Below are 24,846 nucleotides of genomic sequence, written 5' to 3' on the forward strand. Positions count from 1 at the left end.
GACGCCTCGACGGCATGGTCACGCCGTCGGCGGCCGCAGCAGTCTCCGCGTAGAAACTAAACGTAGAACCGCAGGTCAAGCAGTCGGCCGCACGCGTTGAACGTGCGAGCGGTCAGACTGCTTCAGCGAGGTCGGGGAACTGCTCGGAGCAATCACCCTCGACCAGGAAGTCCCCGTGATAGAAGGCTTCGAAATCAACCTTGATGACATCTGCACTGGTGTCGTCGATCCACATGTACTGAACAGTAACCATCACCATTAAGAGTTCTTTGAGTCACGATTGTGACTACATTGGCAATTCTTACCTGCGGGTAGGTTCTAGACCGCCGGACTCTCGAGATGGATCGGGTTGGTGCCGTTCAGCAAGATCCAGGTGACGACCGCGGCGGCCACCGCGATGACGAACAACCCCACCGTGACGATGCCGGGCCACCGCGCCCGGCCGAACACCCTCGCGTCGACCGAGTAGGCGCCGGCACCTGTGAAGAGCAGGGCCGTTGCGCCGAAGGCAACCAGGAATGGCACGTTGAACGGGTCCGACCAGAAAGTCGCGCCGGAGACGTTCACCGCCCAAGCGTCGGTCATCGCCGCGATCACGCCGCACGCCGCAAGCGGCGTGAGCAAACCGAGAAGCAGTCCGATGCCGCCGACCACCTCCGTGCCCGTCACCAGGTACGCGGCGAAGGTGGACATCCGCCACCCGTTGGCTTCCATGAATTCAATGGCGGAGTCGAAGTCGAACGCCTTGATCAGTCCCGCCTGCAGTATCGAGGCGCCGATCGCCATTCGTAGGACGAGGAGTCCGAGGTCGGACAACGAAGACGAATGTTCGGTGGCCGGGTAACTCACTTCCGCCGTGGTCACGCAGATCATCCTAGGTGTTGTCTGTGAACTTCCTGTTGACTTTCCGGGGAGGCTGAACCCCGGGCTCCTCCACGTCGTGGAACGAGATGAGAACCGCTTACAGCCCTAAGTTATCGCTGATAAATTATCGCCGATGTGCCCGGAAGGACTGACGTGCTGCACCGAATCGCACTACTGGCCATCGCCGCCCCGCGTCGCATTCTGGTCATCGCAGCACTGCTCATGGTGGCTGCGGCGGTGTTCGGCATCCCGGTGGCGAAGAGCCTGTCGGCGGGTGGCTTCCAGGACCCCGACTCGGAATCGTCCCAGGTCACCTCGCTGCTCGCCGAGAAGTTCGACCAAGGCGACATGCAGATGCTCGTCACCGTCACGTCGCCCGACGGTGCCTCCAGTCGAGAGGCCTCCGCCGTCGCCAATGACATCGTCGGTCGTCTCAAGCAGTCGCCCCACGTCGCAGGCGTCACGTCGGCCTGGACCGTGCCGCGGCCTGCTGCTGCAGAGCTCACCAGCAAGGATGGGACGTCCGGACTCATCATCGCCGGCATCACCGGTGGCGAGAACAACGCGCAGAAGTACGCCAAGGAACTGTCCGACAAAGTCGTCGGTGACCGTGACGGCGTCACCGTGCGATCCGGCGGCATGGCGACGGTCTACGCGCAGATCACCGCGCAGAGCGAGCGCGACCTGCTGTTGATGGAGTCGATCGCGATCCCTTTCAGCTTCCTGGTGCTGGTCTGGGTGTTCGGCGGACTCGTCGCGGCCGCGCTGCCCATGGTCGTCGGCGGCCTCGCGATCGTCGGGTCGATGTCGGTGCTGAGGCTCATCGCGTTCGGCACCGACGTCTCGATCTTCGCCCTGAACCTGTCCACCGCACTGGGCCTGGCACTGGCCATCGACTACACCCTCCTGATCATCAGCCGCTACCGCGACGAGCTCGCCGACGGTGTCCCACGCGATACGGCCCTGATACGGACGATGTCGACCGCGGGGCGCACCGTGCTGTTCTCCGCGACGACGGTGGCGTTGTCGATGGTCGCGATGCTGATCTTCCCGATGTACTTCCTGAAGTCCTTCGCCTACGCGGGCATTGCGACGGTCGGCTTCGCCGCGGCCGCGGCGGTCATCGTCACTCCCGCGGCGATCTGGCTGCTCGGCGACCGCTTGGGTGCTCTCGACGTCCGCAGACTGTTCCGCCGGGTGCGTCGTCGGCCAGAGCCTGCTCCCAGACCCGTCGAGCAGGTGTTCTGGTACCGCTCCACCAGGGCCGTGATGCGTCGGGCCATCCCCATCGGGCTGGCCGTCATAGTGCTCCTGCTGGCCTTGGGTGCTCCGTTCCTCGGCGTCAGGTGGGGCTTCCCGGACGACCGGGTGTTGCCCACGTCGGCGTCCGCCCACCAGGTGGGCGACCAGCTCCGCAACGATTTCGTCGACGACTCCTCGACTGCCGTCTCGGTCGTCGTGCCGGACGCCAACGGGCTGTCCCCGGAGGCCATCGAGCGGTACGCCGCCGAACTGTCCCGGGTGCCCGACGTGGCGTCGGTGTCCGCCCCGACCGCGACGTTCGTCGGCGGCAAGCCGGTGGGACCGCCCATCGCGGCCACCGGTGTCTCCGGTGGAAGCGCGTTCCTCACCGTCGGCAGCACTGCGCCCCTGTTCTCTGATGCGTCCAGTGCGCAGCTGGACGCGCTGCACGACGTGCCGGGGCCGGACGGGCGGTCGGTGAAGCTGGGCGGCATCGCGCAAATCAACCGCGACAGCGTCGCGGCGATCACCACCCGTCTGCCATGGGTGCTCGGCGTCATTGGCATGATCACGTTCGGACTGCTCTTTCTGCTTACCGGCAGTGTGGTTTTGCCGCTGAAAGCCGTTGTCCTGAACGTGTTGTCATTGACGGCGGCGTTCGGCGCCCTGGTGTGGATCTTTCAGGATGGGCACCTCAACGCGTTCGGTACCACCTCGACGGGGACACTGGTCGCGAATCTGCCGGTGTTGTTGTTCTGCATCGCCTTCGGGCTCTCGATGGACTACGAGGTGTTCCTAGTCGCGCGCATCCGGGAGTACTGGCTCAAGACCCGGGCGGGCAAGGGCGCCACACCGTCGGGTCGTCGGGCGATGAGGGCCGCCCGAGATGACAACGACGAGAGCGTGGCGCTCGGCCTGGCTCGCACCGGTCGCGTCATCACCGCGGCGGCACTGGTGATGTCGATCTCGTTCGCGGCGCTGATCGCCGCCGAGGTGTCGTTCATGCGGATGTTCGGCCTCGGCTTGACGCTGGCCGTGCTGGTCGACGCGACGCTGGTGCGGATGGTCCTGGTGCCGGCGTTCATGCACGTCCTGGGTGGGTGGAACTGGTGGGCACCCAAGCCGTTGGTCCGGCTTCATCGGCGGATCGGGATCAGTGAGTCCGGCGCGGACGACGATGCGCCCGAACCCGATCGCACCATGGCCACGGTCAACGGAAACTCGTCGAGGTGACCGCCCAGCCGCTCAAACGCCGACGTGCCGCGCGGGGTTCCGGTGAGCACCTGCGCGAGGAGATCCTCGACGCCGCGACCGATCTGCTGATGAAGACCGGACACGCCAAGGCGGTGTCCATCCGAGCGGTGGCGCAGCGAGTAGGGGTCACCCCGCCATCGATCTATCTGCACTTCACCGACAAGGACGCACTGCTGGATGCGGTGTGCGCCAGGTACTTCGAGTCTCTCGACGAGGTCATGCAACAGGTGGCGCGCGATCAACCCTCCACCGTCGACCGGCTCCGCGCCCAGGGCCTGGCGTACGTCCGCTTCGCCATGCAGAACCCCGAGCTGTACCGCATCGCCACGATGGGGGAGGGCAGGCCGGGCAGCGACGTCGACATGACGCTGAACAGCTCGGCGTTCGTGCACATGCGAGCGTCCATCGAGTCGCTGATGGCCGACGCCGTCTACCCGCGGTGCGACGCCACAATGGCGGCGCTGGAACTGTGGGCCGTCGCGCACGGGGTGGCCGCTCTGCTCATCTCGCGGCCCTACCTGCCGTTCGGCGACGTCGAGGAGTTCGCCGACCGGGTGATGGGCTCGGCGTGCTGCGGTCAGGTCGTGACTGGCATCATCGGAGTCGACCGCACTCCGCAGGAGGCTGTCGCGCGAATCAAGAAGGGACTTGCAGATGGCTGAAACGGGCGCAGGCACCGTGGACAACCCGTTCTTCGCGCGGCTGTGGTCGAGGATGTCGACCCGCGAACCCGAGTCGATCCTCAGACTGCGACGGGAGAACCTCGCCGCGTTGACAGGTCGGGTGCTGGAGGTCGGTGCGGGTACCGGCACCAATTTCGCCTTCTACCCCGCGACTGTCACCGAGGTGGTGGCGATCGAGCCCGAACAGCGGCTCGCGGTACTCGCCCGCCGGGCCGCCGAGGCCGCATCGGTGAAGATCACCGTCAGCACCGATACCGTGGAGCACTACGCAGCGGGTGAGCCGTTCGACGCGGTGATCTGCTCGTTGGTGCTGTGTTCGGTCGGTGATCCCGATGACGTTCTGCGGCAACTGTTCTCGATGCTGCGGCCGGGCGGTGAGCTTCGCTACCTCGAACACGTCGCAAGCACGGGGATGCGGGCTCCGATCCAGAAACTGGCCGACGCGACCGTGTGGCCGCGACTGCTGGGCAACTGCCACACCCACCGCGACACCGAGCGCTCCATCGGCGACGCCGGCTTCGAGGTGCGCGACGCCCGGCGCGAGTGGGTGCTGCCCGCGTGGGTGCCGCTGCCCGTCTCGGAGACCGCGATCGGTCTGGCGGTCAGGCCGGTTTAGCCGAGAAGCGCGGGGAGGCGCTGCAGGAGGCCCGGCAATGCGGTGGCCGACTTCTCGCGCAGTGAAATGGTGGCGCCCCCCGACAGCGGGGTCTCCTCGGGATTGACCTCGATCACGGGAACGCCCTCGGCCAGCGCCAACTCGGGCAGTCCCGCGGCCGGGTAGACGATCGCGGACGTGCCGACCACTATCGCGACGTCGGCGGAGGTGACCGCCTCCACCGAACGGTCCCACGCCTCCGTCGGCAGTTGCTCTCCGAACCACACCACGTCGGGCCGGATCAGGCCGCCGCACGCACAGGTCGGTGGCTCGACGGCCTCGACGGGCTTCGGCATTTCGGGAAGTGCGCCGTGGTACGCGGATCCGCAACGGTCACAACGGAAACTGAACAGGCTGCCGTGCAGGTGATGAACCCTCGTGCTGCCTGCGCGCTCGTGCAGGTCGTCGACGTTCTGGGTGACGACGTCCACTTCGGCGCCGTCCTGCCACGCCGCCACTGCGCGGTGGCCGTCGTTCGGTTCGACGGACTTCATCATGTAGTGGCGCCACAGATACCAGGCCCAGACCTTCTCCGGATGTCGTCGCCAGCCGTCGGCGCTGGAGATCTCATAGGGGTCGACCTTCGCCCAAAGACCCGCCTCGACGTCGCGGAACGTCGGCACACCGCTCTCCGCGGACATCCCCGCTCCGCTGAGCACCGCCACGCGCACGCCACCAAACTAGCCGCTTTTTGTGATACTGGGCGCGTGACCGATTTGGGGGAGTGGGTTCGTGTCGACCCGGACGGCGTCAGGCCGTTGTTCGATCAGTTGCGTACTCAGATCATCGAGGGTGTTCGGGACGGCAGGCTGCTGCCGGGAACCCGGTTGCCAACCGTCAGGGACCTCGCAAGCCAGCTGAGCATGGCGGTCAACACGGTGGCCCGTGCCTACCGCGAGCTCGAAGCGGCCGGGCTGCTCGAAACTCGAGGCAGATTCGGCACTTTCGTCGCACGGGTGGACCCTGCCGACGTCGCGATGGCGACTGCGGCGCACACCTATGCATCGGCGGCCAGGGCGCTCGGCGTCGGCAAGGCCGAAGCATTGCGCTACGTCGAAACGGCGTTCGGCTAGCTGTACCCAAGTCAACTCACTTGGCCAGCACCTTTTCGATTGTTCTGAGGTTGCGGGTGGTCGTCGACGACTTGTACCGCTTCTTTCCCATGGTCTTGCCGATGGTGGTGTCCAGCGTCCCGCTCTTGGGCACCTGCCAGTAGACGACGCCCTCGCCGCGTTCGATCAACTCGTCGGGCCCCGCGTCCTTGGCGAGTTCGACCAGTTCGTCGAGGACGTCGGCGTCGGTGACGAAGGTGACGTAGGAATGGTGGCCTTCGACCTCCCGCTCGAACGGGTAGGCGTCGGACACCGCTCGCACCTCGTCGACGTCGTAGGCCAGGACCCATGCGTCGTATCCGAACGCCTCGCGCAACGCGGCCTCCGCCTTCTTGCGGACTCCTGGCGCCTTGGCGCCGCTCTCCAGCACCACATTGCCGCTGGCGAGGACCGTTCGCACCTCCGTGAAGCCGGCCTCAGTCAGGGCCGCGGCGACCTCGGCCATCTTCAGGTTCACGCCACCGACGTTGACGCCGCGCAGGAAGGCGACATAGCGCGTCATCCGAACTCCAACAGGGTGACGCTGGGTCGGCTGCGGCGCAGCAGGCCGATGCGGTCCAACACGGGTGCCGACGCCAGCCTCCAGGCTCCTCGGCCAGGTGGAAGCGCGATGTCCCGAGCCAGCCGCACGCCGGCAAGTGTGCCCGCGATCGCGAGTGCCTCATCGGCGGACTGGCCGAACGGCATCGGCGGGGCGACGTAGCGCCCCGAGAGTTTGAAACCCTTCAGCGTGCGGGCGCTGAACCAGCGTGGAATGGAGTCGAACATCATCTGGCAGGAAGGAAAGCGGGTCGCGCAGTCGGCGACCAGACCGAGGGCGTCCTCCGGTTCGAGGTACATCAGTAGACCCTCGGCAGTGATGAAGGCGCCGTTGCTCGCGTCGACGCGGTCCATCCAGGAGCGGTCCAGCGCGGACTGTGCGAGTGCGACGATGCGGTCGTCGGCTGGCAGCAGTTGCCGCCTCAGGTCCATGACAGGAGGTAGATCGATTGAGTACCAAGTGGATTCGGTCAGTACACCGGTGCGCTCCAGGCGCCAGAAGCTGGTCTGCAGACCCTCCGCCAGCGCCACCACCGACGCCTTCGGGTGCGCGCTCAGGTACTGGCCGGCGGCGAGGTCGAACGCGACCGCGCGCAGAGCGTGAGGCTGGTTGGGCTTGCCGAACTTGAGGTAGTCGTAGTCGATCGTGTCGAGCAGGGTGATGGCCCAGGGATCGCGAATCACGCCGTCGGATCGCTTGGCCTCGGAGCCGCGGTTGTGCAGGGTCCACAGGGTCGTCGCGGAGACACCTTCCAGTGTGGTTCCGTCGATCGTGGTCATCTGGCCATGGTAGGGATCCGACTGCGGAATCGGGTCACCCTCGCGCAACGCGGTCGTACGCTGGTGACCGTGACCCGCCAGGTGTTCGACGACAAGCTGTTGGCCTTGATCGGTGGAAACTCGCTGGGGGTGCTGGCGACCATCAAACACGACGGTCGGCCGCAGTTGTCGAACGTCTCCTACCACTTCGATGCCCGCGAGGTGGCGATTCAGGTGTCGATCACCGAACCGCGCGCCAAGACCAGGAATCTGCGCCGCGACCCCCGCGCGTCGATCCACGTCAGCTCCGACGATGGCTGGGCCTACGCGGTCGCCGAGGGTGATGCGATCCTCACGCCGACCGCGGCGACGCCGGACGACGACACCGTCGAGGGACTGATTGCGTTGTACCGCAACATCGCAGGCAGGGAGCATCCCGACTGGGACGAATACCGCCGGGCGATGGTCGACGACCGGCGCGTATTGATGACGATGCCCATCTCCCATCTGTATGGCATGCCACCGGGCGTGCGCTAACGCCGGCGCCGAGGCGCGCTACGCTGAGGCATGGCCGAAGAGACCTCTGACGAGACCGAATCCTCCGACGAGAACAAGCGCAAGTTCCGCGAGGCGCTGGAGCGCAAGAAGGCCAACGCCGGCGGCGGCTCCGAACACAAGGACGGCGGACGCAAGCACGGTCCGCGGTCGACCGGCCCCGCGGAGAGCCGCCGGGAGTTCCGGCGCAAGAGCGTCTAGCCGACGCCCGCCTGGGTGAGTGCCGGTGGCATCGCCGAAAACCACTGGCCGCCTATGCGGTTTCGATTCCATTCGAGTGTCGCCCCTGAATCAGGATGGCCACCAGGCAGACCGCGGCCAACGCCGCTGTGGCGATCGCAAAGCTGACGCCGGCGGTGCGCAGGCCCCAATGCTGGGAGGCGAATCCCTCACTGACGACGGGCAGTGCGATCGCGACGTACACCACGACGAAGTACGTCGAGCTGACCTCGGCGCGGCGGTCGGCGGGCGCGCGTTCTGAGATCGAGGCCAGCCCCCGACTGAAGCTGATGCCCTGCCCGATGCCCGCCACGATGGCCGCGATGAGCAGGACGTACGGCGACGAGAGTTGCAGCGCCGCAGCGAGAATGACCATCCCCACGACCAGGATGGCGCAGCCGGCCGCGACGGCTCGCTGCGGGTCGGTGCGGCGGGACAGGAGTTGAGCGAGCGCCGACGCCGCGAAGATGGAGCCGGCCAACGTGCCTGCGATGGCATGGTTGTCGATGCCCATCACGGACTTGACGAACGCCGGCACCACGGCCATGAACAGGCCCGTCACCGCGAATCCGGCGAAGGCCGCGGTTGCCGCGGTGACGAAGGCCGAACGCATCTCGGCAGGCACGGAGAGCCGCTGGAATCCGAGGCGCCCGGTACGCGATGAGGTCTCGGGGGCCAGCAGCACCGCGCCCACGGCCAATGACACCAGCACGATGTGCACGACGAATGACAGTTGCAGCGGGTGCGGTGCGTACTGGACGAGGATTCCGGCCAAGAGGGGGCCGGCTCCCAGGCCGCCGATGTTCGCGACGGTGGCGATCGCGGTTGCGCGATCGCGGTGCTCGGCCGGGGCTGCCTCGATGATCGCCGCGGTCGCGGTCCCGGTGAAGATGCCCGCGGACAGGCCAGAGAGCAACCGGCCCAGCAGTAGCAGCGGCACGTCGTCGGCCAGCAGGAAGACCGCCGCGCTGGTCAGCGCGAAGCCGGCCCCGGCGAGCAGGACGGGGCGTCGGCCGATGGCATCGGACCAGCGCCCGAACACCAGCAACGCGGCGAGCACGCCGATCGCGTAAGTGGAGAAGATCACCGTGGTGGTGAGGACCGCGAAGTGCATGCGTTCGGCGTAGAGCGCGTACATGGGCGTCGGCAGTGTGGTGCCCGCCATAACGGCGGCGAATGCGTAGGCCAGAAACGCGAAACCGAACCGCCTTCTGGTGGAGGTCGACTGCGGTTCGGTCACTGGGACGATCGTAGGCATGTCGCGGTCAACGCCGGGAAGCCCGCCCGGGCTTCCCGCAGTGCCCTCTGTTCTTCGCGCAATCGCTCACTGGTGCACCATCCTGGTGTCGGTGGGTCCAGATGGACTGCTGATGCACCCCTGGTCCCCACCGGGCCATCGCCACGAGCGCTTGACCCTCGAGGTCCGTGATGAGTTCTGCGAGGTCCGGTGGCCCAGGACACCCAGACTGGCTATAGGGCTGTGCGCCATTGAGCGCCGATCAGTGAGCGACCGGCTGCGGGGTCCCGGGACCACCGGGTGTTCGCTCACTGCTCCAACAGCGAGGTAACAACTATGGAGGTAACAACTATGAGTGTGACCCAACAAGGCGTGCCGGGGCGAGTGTGTGCGGGCGTGGACTGGGCCAAGGATGACCATGCGATCGCCATCATCGACCCCGCCGGGGAGGTTCTGGACCGCTTCGCCGTCACTCATGACGCTGCGCCTGGCAAGGCAACCTCGCCCACGACCCCCTCAAGCACGGAGCCGCCCTCCAAGCCCTGCTCAACAACACCACCGAAAAGGTGGCCTCAACGATCCGGGGTTGACACAGGGCTACTCATCAGTGCGCGATCGCCTTCTCGGCGCCCACGCCGGTGAGCGAACGGACCTCCATCTCCGCCTCGAGCGCGGGGTTGCCGGGGACCTTCGACGTCACCGTGCCGATGATGCCGAGGACGAAGGCCAGGGGGATCGACACGATGCCGGGGTTCGCCAACGGGAACCAGGCGAAGTCCACGCCGGGGATCATCGCCGCCTTCGCGCCCGACACGGCGGGCGAGAAGACGATCAGCACCAGCGTCGAGATGAGTCCGCCGTACATGCTCCACAGCGCGCCACGGGTGTTGAACCGCTTCCAATAGAGCGAGTAGACGATGGTCGGCAGGTTGGCCGCAGCAGCGATCGCGAATGCCAGCGCCACCAGGAACGCGACGTTCTGGCCGTTCGCCAGGATGCCCAGCGCGATCGCGAAGATGCCGAGCACCACCGCCGTGATGCGCGAGACCCGGACCTGCTGGCTCTCGGTGACCTGGCCCTTCTTCAGCACGCTGGCATAGATGTCGTGCGCGAACGACGCCGATGCGGTGATGGTGAGGCCGGCGACGACGGCGAGGATCGTCGCGAACGCCACCGCCGAGATGACACCCAGCAGGACCACGCCGCCCAGTTCGAACGCCAGCAGTGGCGCGGCGGAGTTCTGACCGCCGGCCGCCGCCAGGATGCGATCGGGCCCGACCAGTGCCGCGGCGCCGTAGCCGAGCACCAGGGTGAAGAGATAGAACGCGCCGATCAGGCCGATCGCCCACACGACCGAGCGACGAGCTTCCTTGGCCGTCGGCACGGTGTAGAAGCGCATCAGCACGTGCGGAAGGCCCGCGGTGCCGAGCACCAGCGCGAGCCCCAAGGACAGCAGATTGATCTTGGATTCGGTCGAGCCGCCGTACTGTGCCCCTGGCGCGAGGACGTCGCGGGCCGCGACGGCCTTGTCCGCCGAACCCGCGATGGCCGTCTGTGCCGAGCCGAGGATCTCGGAGAAGTTCAGCCCGAATTTGGCTAGCACCATCACCGTCATGATCGCGGCGCCTGCGAGCAGCAGCACGGCCTTGATGATCTGCACCCAGGTGGTGCCCTTCATGCCGCCGACCAGGACGTAGACGATCATCAGGACGCCGACGACGGCGATCACGATCGACTGGCCGCTCTTGCTCTTGACGTCGAGCAGCAACGCGACGAGCCCGCCTGCGCCCGCCATCTGCGCCAGCAGGTAGAACAGTGACACGGTCAGCGTCGACGTCGCCGCGGCCATCCGCACGGGACGCTGCTTGAGCCGGAAGCTCAGCACGTCGGCCATGGTGAATCTGCCGGTGTTGCGCAGCAATTCGGCGACCAGGAGCAGGGCGACCAGCCACGCGACGAGGAAGCCGATGGAGTACAGGAAGCCGTCGTAGCCGTAGACGGCGATCGCCCCCGCGATCCCGAGGAAGCTGGCTGCCGACAGGTAATCGCCCGCGATGGCGATGCCGTTCTGCGGGCCGGAGAACGACCGCCCGCCGGTGAAGAACTGATCGGCAGTCTGATTCTTGCGACTTGCCTTGATCACGACGAACAGCGTGATGACGACGAACACCGCGAAGATGCCGATGTTGGCCACCGGGTTGCCGATGGTCTCACTGGCTGCTAGGAGCGTCATCGTTGGATGCCTTCCATCTCGGCGCGGATGGCCGCCGCGCGCGGATCGAGCTCGCGGTTGGCGAATCGCACGTAGAGGCCGGTGATGACGAACGTGGTCAAGAATTGGCCGAGACCGATGAGCAGGCCGACGTTGACGTTGCCAAACACCCGGATGGCCATGAAGTCGTGGGCGAATGCGCCGAGCAGGACGTACGTGGCGTACCAGACGAGAAAGAACCCCGTCATCGGAAAGACGAAGCGGCGCAGGCGCGTCCGGAGTTCCTGGAACTCGGGACTAGCCTGCATGTCGAGGAACTGTTGGGCCGTGTGGGCGGGTGGGCTATCGGTGGTCGACACCGCAGTACTCCTGACCTCGTGGTGCAGTATTGAGTGGCTCTCAGCATACTGAGGGTCAAGTCACAGTTTGGCCTTTCCCTTAGACTGCCCGGATGGCGAAGTTGCAGCTCGTGCAAGATCCGGCCGCCGATGAGCTGTTGGAGCACAACCCCTTTGCGTTGCTGGTCGGCATGATGCTTGATCAGCAGATCCCGATGGAGGTGGCGTTCGCCGGGCCAAAGAAGATCGCGGACCGCATCGGTGGCGTGGACGCCCGCGAGATCGCGGACTACGACCCGGAGGCCTTCATCGCCCTGTGTTCGGAACGCCCCGCGGTGCATCGCTTCCCGGGTTCGATGGCAAAACGGTTGCAGACCTTGGCGCAGGCGATCGTCGAGGAGTACGGCGGCGACGCCGTCGGGCTCTGGACGGCTGGTGATCCCGACGGCGCCGAGGTGCTGCGTCGGCTCAAGGCGCTGCCAGGCTTCGGCGAACAGAAGGCCAGGATCTTCCTTGCTCTGCTCGGCAAGCAGTACGGCGTGACGCCGACGGGATGGCGCGCCGCCGCGGGCGACTACGGCAAGGCGGGGACGCACATGTCGGTGGCGGACGTCGTCGACAAGGGGTCATTGGAGAAGGTGCGGTCGTACAAGAAGCAGGCGAAGGCGGCAGCGAAGGCGAGAGCCTGAGCCATGGATGAAGCGAAGGCCAAGGGCCGAGCGCGAACTCGCCGTTGCGATGAGGGGGCCTAGAGAGTCTTGCCGTCGAAGCGTTCGCGGGTGACGAACTCGGCAACCGGCTTGCGCTTGAGCTTGCTGACCTGATGGACGGGCTTGCCGAGCGGGACGATGGCGGCGATCGCGTACTCGTCGGGGATGCCGAGCAGTTCCCTCAGCCGTGGCTCCTCGGGTATCGCCATGGTGCTCGTGACGCCGCCGAAGCCCTCGTTGCGCGCGGCCAGGAGGACGTTCCAGACGAATGGATATACCGACGCGCCGCTGACCACACCGATGCGGTCGAGCCCCTGGTCCGTCGCCGCGACCACGCCGAGATTCAGGCAGATCACCAGCACGACCGCGGCCTCTCTCAGCGGCGCCGTCATCTGCGCGGGCGGCTCGGTGGCCGCGACGGTCTGCGCATCGACGCCGCACGGCCGCAACGGGTTCCACGGTGACTCGTCGTTGGCCAATTGCGCGGCATAGCGTCGGGCGGCGGGGATCGACGCCTCTGCCAGTCTCTCGCGCGTCGCCGCGTCGCGAACCGCGATCACGCGTACGCCCTGCCGATTGCCACCACTCGGGGCGAAGCGCGCATTGTCGAGGATGCGCGTCAGAACCTCGTCGGGCAGGGGATCGCCGGTGAACTGGCGGACCGCCCCTGTCGTGCGCATTACGTCATACAGGTCCATGCCCCCATCATCCTCGTGGGATCGTGAAGCATGGCGAAAACACACTTGAGCTGTCCCTGCGGAGAAGCCATCACCGGCGTCGACGAGGACGACCTGGTCGAGAAGGCTCAGGAGCACCTGTCGGAGGCGCACCCCGGTCGCGAGTACGACCGGGAAATGATTCTCTTCATGGCGTACTGACCACTCCTCGTGGTCGCCGCGAACGTGCGCGTTCTGCCGAGATCATCGGCGTGTCGCGCAGCAGACACGCACGCTCGCGGGGAGGCGGTGCTCACGGAACGACGGTCGAGCCGATCGTCGGCATGAACTGGCACTGCTTCTCAGTGGTCGTGACCTGACCGAAGATGGTCGACATGATGCTGCCCGAGCCTGTGTCGGCGATCACCGTGAGCGTCGTCGGCCCTTCGGGGTTGATGTCGCTCTGCGGTTTGAGCGTCGCCGTACCTGACTTGCCCGTCGTCAGGTTCACCCAGGTGACGTTCAGCGGCAGCTTCTGCTCGGCGGCCGGACCCGGGGTGCCCATCGCGGTGAACACGTATGCAGTCTGACCCGCGCCGGGACCGGGATTCGGGATCGTCGCCGGACCCGCCACCGAGATCGCCGTCGCCAGCACGTTTCCGCCGTCCTTGAGGCAGCCGTTGCTGATCGACGGGTACATGAAGTCCTGCGTCGTGGGGGCGTCCGGCCCGAAGGCGGGACCCGGCGCCCCGTCCGGACCCGGGACGGCTGCCGCCGCGGGGGCGGCGTCAGGAGCAGGCGCGGGAAGTGCGTCGGGAGCGGGCGCCGCGTCGGGAGCAGGTGCTGGCGCGGCTTCTGGTGCCGGGGCTGGGGCGGCCTCGGGGGCCGGTGCCGGTGCGGCCTCGGGGGCCGGTGCCGGAGCGGCCAGCGGAGCCGCGTCGGGCACGGGACCCGCCGCGTGGGCGGGGTCGACCCCCATCGGCAGGTGCGCCTCGGTACCGGGGATCGCACCCACCGCGGGCACGTGCGCCACCTGAGGATCGGCGACGAACTGATTGACCGCCGCGGCCACGTTCTTCGAACCGGACGGCACCGCACTGTTACCCGCGAACGCCGCCGCGGCCGCCATCAACATCGAGGCAGCATTCGACGGGTCACCAGCCGCCTGCTGGATGGCAGGCCCCAGGCTCTGCATCGCGGGCAGCCCAGGAGCTTGCAGACCGCTGATCGGCAACGGCAGCGGCGGCGTGGGCTCCGCATGGGCGACCGGTTGGCCGCCCAGCGTCAGCGCGGCCGTCGCTCCGAGTGCGACCAACAGCGTTCTCTTCGAAGGCATGACTCTCCCGTGCTCGGTTCGGTTCGGTGGCCTGATCGATCGGGCGTCAGGGCAGCCCTGCGACTGGGAACATCAGTGGCGACAGTGCAGTCGGGCCGGTGGCTGCCGGAACGGCAGGCGCCGCAGCGGCCGTTGCGGCGGTTGCTGCAGGCACGGCTGCGGCCGCTACCGGCGCCGCGGCGGCGACGGGGACAGCCGTGGGGGACTTCGGCAGCAGGTTGGCCAGCGGTGTGCCAGCAGGCATCAGCGAGGCCAGGTCACCCGGAAAGTTGACCTGCTGCGGCAGCGGCAACGGGGACCCGGGGACCTGAGGCAGCTGCACTTCGGCCGTCGGAACCAACCCTGCGGGAGCGGCCGCGGCCGGAGCCGCGACAGGCGCGGCAGCCAGCGGTGCAGCAGCGGCGGCGGGCGCCTGGGGCAGCGTGACGGAGGCGGTGGCCGCAGGTGCCGGTGCGGCGGGCGCCGCAGCCGGGGTGGCGGTACCCGAGAACACCGAGGCAAGGCCCTGCAACAGCTGCGGCGCGTTGCCTGGCGTGAGCGAGCTCAGGAACGGGATGTTCGGCATGTTGGGGATCGCCGGTGCGGGCACCGGGTCGGCAGCCGCGGTGGCGCTGAGCAGCAGTGCACCCGGGACTGCGCAGGCGGCCGCAATCACGCTGGTGGCGAAGACTTTTCTGGCGAGGTGCATGGTTCTCCCGATCGGTTGACGACATGTCTGGAACCGAAGCTACGGAGTTACGGGAGTTACTCAAGTGACAGGTGTGGCTTTTATGCAACCGTTACTGACACGACGGCCGATGGTGACCGAATGGCTTGCCTGGGCGAGCGAAGCGACCGGGGAATCTTGCCTGGGCGAGCGAAGCGACGGGGGAAACTAGAGTCGGACGGATAGCCAGACAGACAGATGTCGCACCCGCCAGCGTCGGCGCGACGCCGCGGAGCCGATTCGCGGTCATCGCGCCGTATCTGCTCGCGCTCAGCCTGGTCGCGCGGTTCGGCGTCACCTATCTGATGCGCAACGGCACCAACTTCATCGACCTCCACGTCTACGTCGACGGCGCGGCCACCATGGCACGCGGCGGCCTATACGACTTCGTCTACCACCCGGCGATCCCGCCGCTCCCGTTGCGGTTCACCTATCCGCCGTTCGCCGGCCTGGTGTTCTACCCGCTGCACTTCCTGCCGTTCCCGGTCGTCGGCCTCTGCTGGCAATTGGGCATCGTCGCGGCGCTGTACGGCGCCGCAGTGCTGGTGTTGAAGCTGCTGCACAGCCCGGATCGGCGGATGGCGATGGCGTGGACTGCGCTCGTCATCTGGTTCGAGCCGGTCCGGCACGTGTTCGAACTCGGCCAGATCGGTGCGTTGCTGATGCTCGCGGTGCTGTTCGCCGTGTACAGCAACCGGTGGTGGTTGTCCGGGCTGCTGGTGGGCTTGGCCGCAGGCGTCAAACTGACTCCCGCAGTGGCCGTCCTGTACTTCGTGGGTGCCCGCCGGTGGAAGGCCGTCCTGTTCTCCGGCCTGGTGTTCGGCGCGACCGTGGCATTGTCGGTCGCCCTTGGCGGCGCGCAGGCGCGGTTCTACTTCACCGATCTGCTCGGCAACGCCGATCGCATCGGCGTCGTGGACACCCCGATGAACCAATCGCTGCGCGGCGTCGTCGGCTACCTGGCGGGACGTGACACCGGCTTCGGCCCGTTGCTGGTCGGCGCGGTCGTCGTCACTGCTGCGCTCGCCCTGCTGGCGTGGCGGCGCATCGGCGCGGACGACCCGCTGGGCCGCATCGTCGTGGTGATGCTGTTCGGGTTGCTGATCTCACCGATCAGTTGGACGCATCACTGGGTGTGGCTGCTGCCGCTCGTCATGTGGTTGGTGCTCGGTCCGATGCGCCACCGAACGCGGATCGTCGGCTGGGCCTGGGTGGTGCTGGCGTACGTCGGGCCGCCGTGGTTGGTGACGCTGGCCGGTGACATCGGCTGGCTGCACGGCAGCCACTGGTACACGGACGTGGCCGGATCGCTGTACGTCCTGGCGGCGGTCGTGACCCTGGCCTACGTCGCCTCAGTCAGCCGACGATCCGATTGATGTCGCCTGCCATCGCCACGTCCTTCTCGGTGATGCCGCCCTCGGAGTGGGTGACGAGTGCGAAAGTAACCGTCCGCCAACGGATGTCGATGTCGGGATGGTGGTCTTCGCGTTCCGCGTGTTCCCCGATGCGGCGGACCGCGTCGATGCCTTCGAGGAAGGCGGGAAACTGGATCGACCTTCGCAAGGCCCCGTCGGAACGCTCCCAGCCGTCGAGCTCGGGCAGTGCCGCGTCCACCTGCTCGTCGGTCAACACAGCCATGTTAGTAACCTTTCTCTCCGGTGAAAAACGTTGCTACCTGGAACAATACGCCACAGGTCGCGGCGCGTAGCCAAGTGCAGCAGTGCTGATTGTCGTCAGCGGCATGGCTGCCAACGTGAAAATTATTAGTGTGCATGATATTTCGTGCACACCACCGCCATGGCCCGGTCGATCTGCGGATCGTGCAGTTTCGCCTGCGCGACATCACCGCGTGGGTGGAGCAGAACATCACCAAGAAGGACGTCGGCGGCACGACCGTCTACGACCTGCAGTCGAAGGCGTGACGACGGGGTCGCGCTCTAGCCCGCCGAGTGCACGCTTGTTGACGGCCTCACTCGAGATTCGTGTACGACAAGCGTGCACTCGGCGCGAGTGTCGGGCGCCGCGCCGAGCTTGGACTTCAGCCCACCTTAGGTGCTTGCCGGCGGCTATGGCGGCCACCGCGGCCACCGCGTTACCCTCGGCCGGTTTGATGAGCGCCGAGCGTTGGCGCACCGCGCGAAGGTATAGCGTCACTGCGTGCCGAACCAGATCGTCGTCGCGGGCGCTCTCATCTCCGGCGCAACCCTGCTGGTCGCCCAGCGTGCCCGACCGCTGGAACTGGCGGGGCTGTGGGAGCTGCCTGGCGGCAAGGTAGCGCAGGGGGAGAGCGAATCCGAGGCGCTGGTGCGCGAACTGGACGAGGAACTCGGTGTCGAGATCACCGTCGGCGCCCGGCTCGGTCCCGATGTCGAGCTGAGCGAGGAGATGACGCTGCGCGCGTTTCTCGTCACTCAGACGGCGGGCACCGCACGAGCACGGGATCACCGGGCGCTGCGCTGGGTGACCGCCGACGAACTCGACGGGCTGGCGTGGGTGCCCGCCGACCGTGGCTGGTTGCCGGACCTGATTGCCGCCCTGTCCGCCGGCTAGTGCGGAGTCCAGCTTGCGCCATCCGAACCAGGAGCGTCAGTAGCGGAGTCGGTCGCCCACCACGCGCACCTCGGACAGGCTCCGCGGGTGGCGGACCGCATACACCGGATGCAGCAGAGCCGGGTGGCGGCAATGCGGGCACGACTCCGACGCCTGGTTGACCGGCGAACTGGTCAGGTGGTGACATGCCGCACACCGCACGACGTAGAACGCGCCCATCCAGTTGAGCAGGCCAAGATAGATGGCCGTGGTGGCGGCACTGGCCAGCACAACCACCACGACGATGGTCCCCACTTCGAAAAGCGTCATGATCATTACCTCCAACCAGCGACGGACACCTTCACCGTACGCCGCCGTTCGCCGACGTCCGCCGAGGTCGTCAGGACTTTCTGGCGCGTTTGAAGACCTTGTCGAGCTCCCTGCCGTGGATGCCCGACAGTTCGGCCTTAGCCACCTTGCTGAGCACCAGTGGGCACCGCTTGCAGCGCGGCTTGCTGCGACGACACTTCTTCTTCGCCTTGACACCGGCCAGCTTGGAGGACTTCACACCGGCCCTTCTTCGTTGGCTTCGTTTTCGTGATCGGGTGCCCACACTGCGACAATCAACGACGTGGATTTTCGCAATGTCGCCATCGTCGCTCACGTCGACCACGGCAAGACGACCCTGGTCGACGCCATGCTCCGGCAATCCGGTGCACTTTCGCATCGAGGCGACGATACGGTCGAGCGCTTGATGGACTCCGGTGACCTGGAGAAGGAAAAGGGCATCACCATCCTGGCGAAGAACACCGCCGTGCACCGCCAGCACCCCGACGGCAGCATGACGGTGATCAACGTCATCGACACCCCGGGTCACGCGGACTTCGGCGGCGAGGTCGAACGTGGTCTGTCGATGGTCGATGGCGTGTTGCTTCTCGTCGATGCCTCCGAAGGCCCGCTACCGCAGACCCGCTTCGTGCTGCGCAAGGCGCTGGCCGCACATCTGCCGGTGCTCCTGGTGGTCAACAAGACCGACCGTCCCGACGCCCGGATCGCCGAGGTCGTCTCGGAGAGCCACGACCTTCTGCTGGACGTCGCCACCGATCTCGACGACGAGGCACAGAAGGCCGCCGAGCACGCCCTCGGCCTGCCGACGCTGTACGCCTCCGGGCGGGCCGGTATCGCCAGCCTGATCGAGCCAGCCAACGGCGAGAACCCGGAGGGCGAGAACCTCGACGCGCTCTTCGACGTGCTGCTCGAACACATTCCCGCGCCGGTGGGCGATCCGGAAGCGCCCCTGCAGGCTTTGGTGACCAACCTCGACGCCTCGGCGTTCCTGGGTCGCCTTGCGCTGATCCGCATCTACAAGGGCAAGCTCCGCAAGGGGCAGACCGTGGCGTGGATGCGTGAGGTCGACGGGGTCTCCGTCGTGACCAACGCCAAGATCACCGAACTTCTGGCCACCGAGGGCGTCGACCGCCGTCCCACCGACGAGGCCATCGCCGGCGACATCGTCGCCGTGGCGGGCATGCCCGAGATCATGATCGGCGACACCCTCGCCGACCCCGAGCACGCGCACGCGCTGCCACGCATCCACATCGACGAGCCGGCGATCTCGGTCACCATCGGCACCAACACCTCGCCCCTGGCGGGCAAGGTGTCCGGCCACAAGTTGACGGCCCGAATGGTCAAGAACCGGTTGGACAGCGAATTGATCGGCAACGTGTCGATCAAGATCGTCGACATTGACAGGCCCGACGCGTGGGAGGTCCAGGGCCGCGGTGAGCTGGCGCTGGCCGTCCTCGTCGAGCAGATGCGCCGCGAAGGATTCGAGCTCACCGTCGGCAAGCCGCAGGTGGTCACCAAGACCATCGACGGCAAGCTGCACGAGCCGTACGAGGCCATGACGATCGACTGCCCCGACGAGTTCGTCGGCGCTATCACGCAGCTGATGGCCGGCCGCAAGGGCCGCATGGAGGAGATGGCCAACCACGCAGCCGGATGGGTGCGGATGGACTTCATCGTGCCAAGCCGCGGGCTCATCGGCTTCCGGACCGACTTCCTCACGATCACCCGCGGCACGGGCATCGCCAATGCCGTGTTCGACGGCTATCGCCCGTGGGCTGGCGAGATCCGGGCGCGCCACACCGGCTCCCTGGTGTCCGACCGCACCGGCACGGTGACGCCGTTCGCGATGATCCAGCTCTCGGACCGGGGCCAGTTCTTCGTCGAACCCGGCCAGGACACCTATGAGGGCCAGGTCGTCGGGATCAACCCGCGCGCCGAGGACCTCGACGTCAACGTCACCCGCGAGAAGAAGCTGACGAACATGCGGTCGGCGACGGCAGACGTGTTCGTGACCCTGGACAGGCCGCTGGAATTCGACCTCGAACAGGCCATGGAGTTCTGCGCGAACGACGAATGCGTTGAGGTAACTCCGGAGTTCGTGCGGGTGCGCAAGGCAGAGCTGAACGCGACCACCCGGGCGCGCACCAAGGCGCGCGAGAAAACCCGCAACTGAGTTTGAATGTCGCCGGCCGCGAGCGGCTCCGTGCTGTCGATACCCTGAAGGGTGTGCCGACGAACTTGCGACGACTCGCCAGCACCGTCGGCTCGTTGACCTCGACATTATTGCTGATTGCCGCATGCACCGTCAGCCCACCACCCGCCCCGCAGAGCACCGAGACGACGCAGAGCACACCGCCGCCGCCGCTGAAGGCAACGCAGATCATCATGGCCATCGACTCGATCGGCGCCGGGTTCAACCCGCACCTGCTATCGGACCAGTCGCCGGTGAACGCGGCCATCTCCTCGTTGGTTCTGCCGAGCTCGTTCCGGCCGGTACCCGACCTCGCGTCGTCGACGGGCTCGCGTTGGGAGCTCGACCCCACGCTGCTGGAGTCGGCGGACGTGACGAGCGAGGGTCCGTTCACCGTCACCTACAAGATCAGGCCCGAGGCGCAGTGGACGGACAACGCACCGATCGCCGCCGACGACTACTGGTACCTCTGGCGGCAGATGGTCAGCGCGCCCGGTGTCGTCGACCCTGCGGGCTATGACCTCATCACCGGCGTCCAGTCGGTCGACGGCGGCAAGACCGCCGTCGTCACGTTCTCCCAGCCGTACCCGGCGTGGCGGGAGCTCTTCAACGACCTCCTGCCCGCGCACATCGTGAAGGACGTGCCAGGCGGATTCGCGGCCGGACTGGTGCGGACGCTTCCGGTGACCGGGGGTCAGTTCCGCGTCGACAGCATCGATCCGCAGCGCGACGAGATCCTGCTCGCGCGAAACGACCGGTACTGGGCCGAGCCCGCCAAACCGGACCAGATTCTGTTCAGGCGCGGGGGAGCGCCCGCGGTACTCGCCGACTCGATTCGCAACGGTGACACGCAGGTCGCCCAGGTTCACGGCGGCCAGGCGGCCTTCATCCAGTTGGGCGCGATCCCCGACGTGCGCACCGCTCGGATCGTGACACCACGGGTGATGCAGGTGACGTTGCGCGCGCAGCAACCCGATCTGGTCGACTCCCAGGTGCGCAAGGCGATCCTCGGCCTTCTCGACGTGGACCTGCTGGCCGCGGTCGGAGCAGGCAGCGACAACACGGTGACCCTGGCGCAGGCCCAGGTGCGGTCGCCGTCGGATCCGGGTTACGTGCCCACCGCTCCTCCGGCCTTGAGCCGCGTGGCGGCGCTCGAACTGCTGAAGGACTCCGGCTACACCGTCGAGCAGGAAGTGTCCTCGACCAACCCGGTGCCCACGCCAACGCCGAGCGGGGCACCGCCGACCAGGGGCCGGATCAGCAAGAACGGCAATCAGATGCAGTTCGTGGTCGGGGTGGCGGCCAACGACCCCACGTCGGTCGCCGTTGCGAACACGGCGGCCGACCAACTCCGCAGTGTCGGCATCGCCGCGTCCGTGCTGGCGCTCGACCCGCCCGCGCTGTACGGCGACGCCTTGGCGCAGAACCGGGTCGACGCGATCGTCGGCTGGCATCAGGCCGGTGGAGATCTGGCCACGGCCCTCGCGTCACGCTATGGCTGCCCCGCACTGGAGGCGACTCCCGTGGAGACCGCGCCGTCCAGTGACACGCCGACGCCGACCGGCACGACGCCGTCGGTGAGCGCGCCGCCAAGCACGACGCCATCACCGTCGCCGACGTCGAGCACCACTCCGACCGCGGCGCCTTCGCCCGCCGGACTCGATCAACTGGTGCAGGCCCCCAGTAACTTGACCGGCATCTGCGATCGCAGCATTCAACCGAACATCGAGGCCGCGCTGGACGGCAGCCAGCCGATCGGGGACGTGCTCACGGCCGTCGAGCCACGGTTGTGGAACCTGTCCACGGTTCTTCCGATCCTGCAGGACACCACCATCGTCGCGGCTGGGCCCAACGTGCAGAACGTCGGCCTGTCCGGTGCCGTACCCGTGGGCATCGTCGGCGACGCAAGCGAGTGGGTCAAGGGGCCTCACTAGCCCAACGCTCTTCGGCTGCTCGGGGAGCGACGCTCGACCGCCGCGCGAGGTTGCGCTCGCGGAGCAGCTGGATGCCGTGCGCCGTGAACGCCGCCGCCGCGAACACCAGGAACAACCACAGCGGCGGACGCGCGAGCTCCCAGACGAACAGGGCCGCGAATAGTGGTCCGCGCTGGGTGATCGCCAGCACGCCGGCCGCGCACGCGAGTGACACCGCGGCGACTTGCAGATGAATCCCGGCCAGGTGGTTGATGGCAATGGTCACGACCGTGCCCGCGGCGGCGCCGGTGGCCAGTGCGGGGGTCATCAGGCCGCCCACCGCGCCAGTGCGCAGGTACACCGCGGTCAGCAACGGTTTCAAGAGCAGGATCACGGCCGCGCCGCCGAGCGTCAGGCCCGAGTCGACGCTGACCGCCAGGATGCTGCGACCGTTGCCCGGCAACTCCGGCCACCAGATCGAGCAGACCCCGGTGGCCAGGCCGGCCACGGCGATCGCGGGTACGAGCACCCACGACCGGATCTGTGGCTTCGGGCGCACCCGCGTCATCAGCCTGTTGAAGACGAGTCCAACGGCCACGGCCAACGGTGCGATCGCGCAGGCCAGAAGCACGAAGAGGAAGGAGAGGTTCGGATCCGGCCAGACCAATGTGTGCTCGAGGTGGGTGACCGGCGACGACACCGCCACGGCCAGGCTCGACGTGATCAGCGCCGTGCCCACCGCCCTCGGGTGCCACGTTCCGAGCAGGATGCGCACCGCGAAGACGGCACCGCCGAGCGGGACGCTGTAGACGGCGGCGAGTCCGGCGCCCGCCGCGCACGCCAGTAGAATTTCGCGGTCACGGGCCGTCAGCGACCAGCGCGACGTGCCCAGATCGCCGAGCGCGGCCGAGAACTGACGTGGCGCGCCCTCGCGACCGAGCGACGCGCCGGATCCGACGAGTAGAACCTGAAGTCCGGCGTCGATGGACCACCGCCACCGGGGGATCGGTCGGTGTTCGGCGATCGTCGGCGACAGCGACGGGACGTCGCCACGCCGTCGCAGAATCCACCAACCGAAACCGGCGAGTGCTCCGCCGATCATCGGCCCGACGGCGCGCCGCACCGGACTGCTGCCGCCGACGCCCGTCAACAGCGAACCGAAGGAGTAGTGGTACACGAGGTGTTCGACGGCCTGCAGAACCACGGTGGTCGCCGCGCCAGCCACACCGGCGAGCAGACCGATGACGACGACGGCACCTGCGTACTCAACGGCGCGCCGTGTCACGCGGTGAATCTATCCTGTGCGGATGCAGAACCCACGGCTGTTGTTCGTCCATGCCCACCCGGACGACGAGACACTGACCACCGGCGCCACCATCGCCCACTACGTGGCGCGCGGTGCGGAGGTGCGGGTCGTGACGTGCACGCTCGGTGAGGAAGGCGAGGTCATCGGTGAGCGATGGGCTCATCTCGCCGTTGACGGCGCCGATCAACTGGGTGGCTACCGCATCGGTGAATTGTCCTCGGCGCTGGCCTATTTGGGTGTCACAGAGCCGATCTTCCTCGGAGGAGCGGGTCGGTGGCGCGACTCGGGAATGGTTGGCACGCCGCCACGGCGCCGGCAGCGGTTCGTCGACGCCGACCCCCGTGAATCGGTGGGGGCGCTCGTTGCGATCATCCGCGACCTGAGGCCACACGTCGTCGTCACCTACGACCCCGACGGCGGGTACGGGCACCCCGACCACGTCCATGCCCACGAGGTGACGACGGCGGCGGTAGCCGCCTCGGCCGGGTCTGACCACCCGGGTGAGCCCTGGCAGGTGCCCAAGTTCTACTGGACCGTGACGGCCCGTAGCGCCTTCGACGTCGGCGCGCGCGAACTGGCGGAGGTCGGTCTCCCGTCCGACTGGATCCTGGCTTCGGCCGACGAGTTTCGGTTCGCCTATGCCGACGGCGACATCGATGCCGTCGTCGACGCGCCGGAGAGCCGCGCCGCGAAGGTGGCCGCGCTCCGCGCGCACGCCACGCAGGTGACCGTGGACTCCGGTGAGCGAGCATGCGCGCTGTCCAACGTGGTTGTGCTGCCGATATCCGCGAGTGAACACTTCGTGCTCGCCGCGGGGGTGGCGGGTGAGCGGGACGGCCGCGGCTGGGAAGTCGACCTTCTGGCCGGACTGAACCTGGGATAGCACCGTGGGGACGGGGTACGCTGCGATCAATCAGCGGCCTGAGGAAGGGATGGCGATGGACCCGGATCTGGATCCCAACCTGCAGCACTGGCAAGACCGTCTGGACAGCTACCAGTGGGTCGTCGGCTCGCTGGTGGGGCTGCTCGACAGCGTTCCCACCTGATCGCTCGATCTTCCGGCAGGGTGCGGTTCGCCGTACTCGTCGTTCTCACTATCGATGGTGTTCTGTCAGCGGTGGCGGGGGCCTTCCTTCTTCCTCTGTACGTCGGAGCGGTCCCTCTGCCCGTCAGCGGGCTGATCAGCGGCCTGGCCAATGCTGCGTTCGTGTGGGCGGCGCTGCAGTGGACGTCGAGACCACGACTCGCCATGCTGCCGCTCTGGTCGTGGCTGGCCACGACGGCCGTGCTGACGCTCGGCGGGCCCGGAGGCGACATCGTGCTCAGCGGCGCGGGCCTCATGCAGTTGGCGCCGCTGGTGTTCCTTGTCCTCGGCGCCGGACCGCCCGGATACGTGCTGTGGCGACTGACGTCGAAGGTCGACGCCTAGTCCCTGTCGGCTGAGTTCTTCTCGGAGGACTTGTCGGAACGGTCGGCGGGAG

At 67.3% G+C, this 24,846-nt stretch carries 31 protein-coding genes; 16 read left to right on the forward strand and 15 right to left on the reverse strand.

Annotated elements, in window-relative coordinates; all coding sequences use genetic code 11:
- Window positions 1-112 precede the first annotated feature (112 nt).
- Window positions 113-235, reverse strand: a complete 123-nt coding sequence (locus tag QOI01_RS04085; RefSeq protein ID WP_526378910.1) for a hypothetical protein — start codon at window positions 233-235, stop codon at window positions 113-115.
- Window positions 236-318: 83 nt separating this feature from the next.
- The gene (locus QOI01_RS04090; protein WP_526378836.1) at window positions 319-873 is read right to left on the reverse strand and encodes a DoxX family protein; all 555 of its coding nucleotides are present in this window, start codon (window positions 871-873) and stop codon (window positions 319-321) included.
- 144 nt (window positions 874-1,017) lie between these two features.
- Between QOI01_RS04090 and QOI01_RS04095 the strand changes: the two genes are divergently transcribed.
- From QOI01_RS04095 to QOI01_RS04105, 3 genes are read left to right on the forward strand one after another with little or no spacing between them, the layout of a single operon-like run.
- A complete protein-coding gene (locus QOI01_RS04095; protein WP_526378838.1) occupies window positions 1,018-3,339 on the forward strand; it encodes an MMPL family transporter in 2,322 nt (773 codons plus the stop codon).
- Complete coding sequence (locus QOI01_RS04100) at window positions 3,336-4,022, forward strand: TetR/AcrR family transcriptional regulator (protein WP_526378840.1); 687 nt, start codon at window positions 3,336-3,338, stop codon at window positions 4,020-4,022. The genes QOI01_RS04095 and QOI01_RS04100 overlap by 4 nt, the downstream gene beginning before the upstream one ends.
- On the forward strand, window positions 4,015-4,659 hold the full coding sequence (locus QOI01_RS04105) for a class I SAM-dependent methyltransferase (RefSeq protein ID WP_526378842.1): 645 nt from the start codon (window positions 4,015-4,017) through the stop codon (window positions 4,657-4,659). The genes QOI01_RS04100 and QOI01_RS04105 overlap by 8 nt, the downstream gene beginning before the upstream one ends.
- Here the strand turns inward: QOI01_RS04105 and QOI01_RS04110 are convergent.
- Entirely contained in the window at window positions 4,656-5,369 is a 714-nt protein-coding gene (locus QOI01_RS04110; protein ID WP_526378843.1) for an SIR2 family NAD-dependent protein deacylase, read from the reverse strand. The genes QOI01_RS04105 and QOI01_RS04110 overlap by 4 nt on opposite strands.
- 36 nt (window positions 5,370-5,405) lie before the next feature.
- On the opposite strand from QOI01_RS04110, the gene QOI01_RS04115 reads away from it, so the two are divergent.
- Entirely contained in the window at window positions 5,406-5,771 is a 366-nt protein-coding gene (locus QOI01_RS04115; protein WP_526378845.1) for an Rv1152 family transcriptional regulator, read from the forward strand.
- Between the two features lie 16 nt (window positions 5,772-5,787).
- On the opposite strand, the gene QOI01_RS04120 is transcribed toward QOI01_RS04115, so the two are convergent.
- Both QOI01_RS04120 and QOI01_RS04125 read right to left on the reverse strand, forming a co-directional pair.
- Window positions 5,788-6,312, reverse strand: coding sequence for a DUF1697 domain-containing protein (locus tag QOI01_RS04120; RefSeq protein ID WP_526378847.1), 525 nt, complete (start codon window positions 6,310-6,312; stop codon window positions 5,788-5,790).
- The gene (locus QOI01_RS04125; RefSeq protein WP_526378849.1) at window positions 6,309-7,130 is read right to left on the reverse strand and encodes a class I SAM-dependent methyltransferase; all 822 of its coding nucleotides are present in this window, start codon (window positions 7,128-7,130) and stop codon (window positions 6,309-6,311) included. Before QOI01_RS04125 ends, QOI01_RS04120 begins: the two co-directional genes overlap by 4 nt.
- A gap of 69 nt (window positions 7,131-7,199) precedes the next feature.
- Here QOI01_RS04125 and QOI01_RS04130 point away from each other — a divergent pair, with 69 nt between their 5' ends.
- Together QOI01_RS04130 and QOI01_RS04135 are read left to right on the forward strand one after the other, a co-directional pair.
- Window positions 7,200-7,646, forward strand: coding sequence for a PPOX class F420-dependent oxidoreductase (locus tag QOI01_RS04130; RefSeq protein ID WP_526378851.1), 447 nt, complete (start codon window positions 7,200-7,202; stop codon window positions 7,644-7,646).
- Window positions 7,647-7,676: 30 nt separating this feature from the next.
- Window positions 7,677-7,865 (forward strand): DUF5302 family protein, encoded by a 189-nt coding sequence (locus QOI01_RS04135; RefSeq protein WP_526378853.1) that lies wholly within the window; start codon window positions 7,677-7,679, stop codon window positions 7,863-7,865.
- A 52-nt stretch (window positions 7,866-7,917) separates the two neighbouring features.
- Here QOI01_RS04135 and QOI01_RS04140 read toward each other — a convergent pair whose 3' ends face one another.
- From QOI01_RS04140 to QOI01_RS04150, 3 genes are all read right to left on the reverse strand, one after another.
- Window positions 7,918-9,141 carry an MFS transporter gene (locus QOI01_RS04140; RefSeq protein ID WP_526378855.1) on the reverse strand — a complete coding sequence of 408 codons (1,224 nt, stop codon included), beginning with the start codon at window positions 9,139-9,141 and terminating at the stop codon, window positions 7,918-7,920.
- A gap of 583 nt (window positions 9,142-9,724) precedes the next feature.
- The gene (locus QOI01_RS04145; protein WP_526378857.1) at window positions 9,725-11,353 is read right to left on the reverse strand and encodes a monocarboxylic acid transporter; all 1,629 of its coding nucleotides are present in this window, start codon (window positions 11,351-11,353) and stop codon (window positions 9,725-9,727) included.
- Window positions 11,350-11,691 (reverse strand): DUF485 domain-containing protein, encoded by a 342-nt coding sequence (locus QOI01_RS04150; RefSeq protein ID WP_526378859.1) that lies wholly within the window; start codon window positions 11,689-11,691, stop codon window positions 11,350-11,352. The genes QOI01_RS04145 and QOI01_RS04150 overlap by 4 nt, the downstream gene beginning before the upstream one ends.
- A gap of 92 nt (window positions 11,692-11,783) precedes the next feature.
- On the opposite strand from QOI01_RS04150, the gene QOI01_RS04155 reads away from it, so the two are divergent.
- Window positions 11,784-12,359, forward strand: coding sequence for an HhH-GPD-type base excision DNA repair protein (locus QOI01_RS04155; protein WP_526378861.1), 576 nt, complete (start codon window positions 11,784-11,786; stop codon window positions 12,357-12,359).
- 59 nt (window positions 12,360-12,418) lie between these two features.
- Here QOI01_RS04155 and QOI01_RS04160 read toward each other — a convergent pair whose 3' ends face one another.
- On the reverse strand, window positions 12,419-13,078 hold the full coding sequence (locus QOI01_RS04160; protein WP_526378863.1) for a nitroreductase family protein: 660 nt from the start codon (window positions 13,076-13,078) through the stop codon (window positions 12,419-12,421).
- A 30-nt stretch (window positions 13,079-13,108) separates the two neighbouring features.
- Between QOI01_RS04160 and QOI01_RS04165 the strand changes: the two genes are divergently transcribed.
- Window positions 13,109-13,258 carry a DUF1059 domain-containing protein gene (locus tag QOI01_RS04165; RefSeq protein WP_526378865.1) on the forward strand — a complete coding sequence of 50 codons (150 nt, stop codon included), beginning with the start codon at window positions 13,109-13,111 and terminating at the stop codon, window positions 13,256-13,258.
- Between the two features lie 91 nt (window positions 13,259-13,349).
- Here the strand turns inward: QOI01_RS04165 and QOI01_RS04170 are convergent, their stop codons facing one another.
- Both QOI01_RS04170 and QOI01_RS04175 read right to left on the reverse strand, forming a co-directional pair.
- Complete coding sequence (locus QOI01_RS04170) at window positions 13,350-14,372, reverse strand: Rv1157c family protein (RefSeq protein WP_526378867.1); 1,023 nt, start codon at window positions 14,370-14,372, stop codon at window positions 13,350-13,352.
- Between the two features lie 46 nt (window positions 14,373-14,418).
- Complete coding sequence (locus QOI01_RS04175; protein ID WP_526378869.1) at window positions 14,419-15,060, reverse strand: hypothetical protein; 642 nt, start codon at window positions 15,058-15,060, stop codon at window positions 14,419-14,421.
- A 200-nt stretch (window positions 15,061-15,260) separates the two neighbouring features.
- Here QOI01_RS04175 and QOI01_RS04180 point away from each other — a divergent pair, with 200 nt between their 5' ends.
- Window positions 15,261-16,454 carry a mannosyltransferase gene (locus QOI01_RS04180; protein ID WP_526378904.1) on the forward strand — a complete coding sequence of 398 codons (1,194 nt, stop codon included), beginning with the start codon at window positions 15,261-15,263 and terminating at the stop codon, window positions 16,452-16,454.
- Here the strand turns inward: QOI01_RS04180 and QOI01_RS04185 are convergent.
- Window positions 16,435-16,716: a 4a-hydroxytetrahydrobiopterin dehydratase gene (locus QOI01_RS04185; protein ID WP_526378871.1), complete on the reverse strand. Its 282-nt coding sequence runs from the start codon at window positions 16,714-16,716 to the stop codon at window positions 16,435-16,437. The two genes, QOI01_RS04180 and QOI01_RS04185, sit on opposite strands and share 20 nt — an antisense overlap.
- Window positions 16,717-16,850: 134 nt before the next feature.
- Between QOI01_RS04185 and QOI01_RS04190 the strand changes: the two genes are divergently transcribed.
- Both QOI01_RS04190 and QOI01_RS04195 read left to right on the forward strand, forming a co-directional pair.
- Window positions 16,851-17,000 (forward strand): hypothetical protein, encoded by a 150-nt coding sequence (locus QOI01_RS04190; protein WP_526378873.1) that lies wholly within the window; start codon window positions 16,851-16,853, stop codon window positions 16,998-17,000.
- Between the two features lie 235 nt (window positions 17,001-17,235).
- Complete coding sequence (locus QOI01_RS04195) at window positions 17,236-17,628, forward strand: (deoxy)nucleoside triphosphate pyrophosphohydrolase (RefSeq protein WP_526378875.1); 393 nt, start codon at window positions 17,236-17,238, stop codon at window positions 17,626-17,628.
- Between the two features lie 36 nt (window positions 17,629-17,664).
- On the opposite strand, the gene QOI01_RS04200 is transcribed toward QOI01_RS04195, so the two are convergent.
- Window positions 17,665-17,937 (reverse strand): hypothetical protein, encoded by a 273-nt coding sequence (locus QOI01_RS04200; RefSeq protein ID WP_526378877.1) that lies wholly within the window; start codon window positions 17,935-17,937, stop codon window positions 17,665-17,667.
- 70 nt (window positions 17,938-18,007) lie between these two features.
- On the reverse strand, window positions 18,008-18,175 hold the full coding sequence (locus tag QOI01_RS04205) for a hypothetical protein (protein WP_526378879.1): 168 nt from the start codon (window positions 18,173-18,175) through the stop codon (window positions 18,008-18,010).
- Window positions 18,176-18,238: 63 nt separating this feature from the next.
- Here QOI01_RS04205 and typA point away from each other — a divergent pair, with 63 nt between their 5' ends.
- Both typA and QOI01_RS04215 read left to right on the forward strand, forming a co-directional pair.
- Window positions 18,239-20,128, forward strand: coding sequence for a translational GTPase TypA (typA, locus tag QOI01_RS04210; RefSeq protein ID WP_526378881.1), 1,890 nt, complete (start codon window positions 18,239-18,241; stop codon window positions 20,126-20,128).
- A 44-nt stretch (window positions 20,129-20,172) separates the two neighbouring features.
- A complete protein-coding gene (locus QOI01_RS04215) occupies window positions 20,173-22,080 on the forward strand; it encodes an ABC transporter family substrate-binding protein (RefSeq protein WP_526378906.1) in 1,908 nt (635 codons plus the stop codon).
- Here the strand turns inward: QOI01_RS04215 and QOI01_RS04220 are convergent.
- Window positions 22,064-23,344, reverse strand: a complete 1,281-nt coding sequence (locus QOI01_RS04220) for a chloride channel protein (protein WP_526378883.1) — start codon at window positions 23,342-23,344, stop codon at window positions 22,064-22,066. The two genes, QOI01_RS04215 and QOI01_RS04220, sit on opposite strands and share 17 nt — an antisense overlap.
- A gap of 22 nt (window positions 23,345-23,366) precedes the next feature.
- Between QOI01_RS04220 and mshB the strand changes: the two genes are divergently transcribed.
- Genes mshB through QOI01_RS04235 form a run of 3 tightly spaced genes read left to right on the forward strand, consistent with a single transcriptional unit; the run spans window position 23,367 to window position 24,794 of the window.
- Window positions 23,367-24,248 carry an N-acetyl-1-D-myo-inositol-2-amino-2-deoxy-alpha-D-glucopyranoside deacetylase gene (gene mshB, locus QOI01_RS04225; protein WP_526378885.1) on the forward strand — a complete coding sequence of 294 codons (882 nt, stop codon included), beginning with the start codon at window positions 23,367-23,369 and terminating at the stop codon, window positions 24,246-24,248.
- A gap of 4 nt (window positions 24,249-24,252) precedes the next feature.
- Window positions 24,253-24,411: a hypothetical protein gene (locus QOI01_RS04230; RefSeq protein ID WP_526378912.1), complete on the forward strand. Its 159-nt coding sequence runs from the start codon at window positions 24,253-24,255 to the stop codon at window positions 24,409-24,411.
- Window positions 24,408-24,794 carry a hypothetical protein gene (locus tag QOI01_RS04235; protein ID WP_526378908.1) on the forward strand — a complete coding sequence of 129 codons (387 nt, stop codon included), beginning with the start codon at window positions 24,408-24,410 and terminating at the stop codon, window positions 24,792-24,794. Before QOI01_RS04230 ends, QOI01_RS04235 begins: the two co-directional genes overlap by 4 nt.
- The last annotated feature ends 52 nt before the right edge of the window (window positions 24,795-24,846 follow it).

The sequence above is a fragment of the Mycobacterium sp. genome (genome assembly GCF_032162605.1).
Classification (GTDB): Bacteria; Actinomycetota; Actinomycetes; order Mycobacteriales; family Mycobacteriaceae; genus Mycobacterium.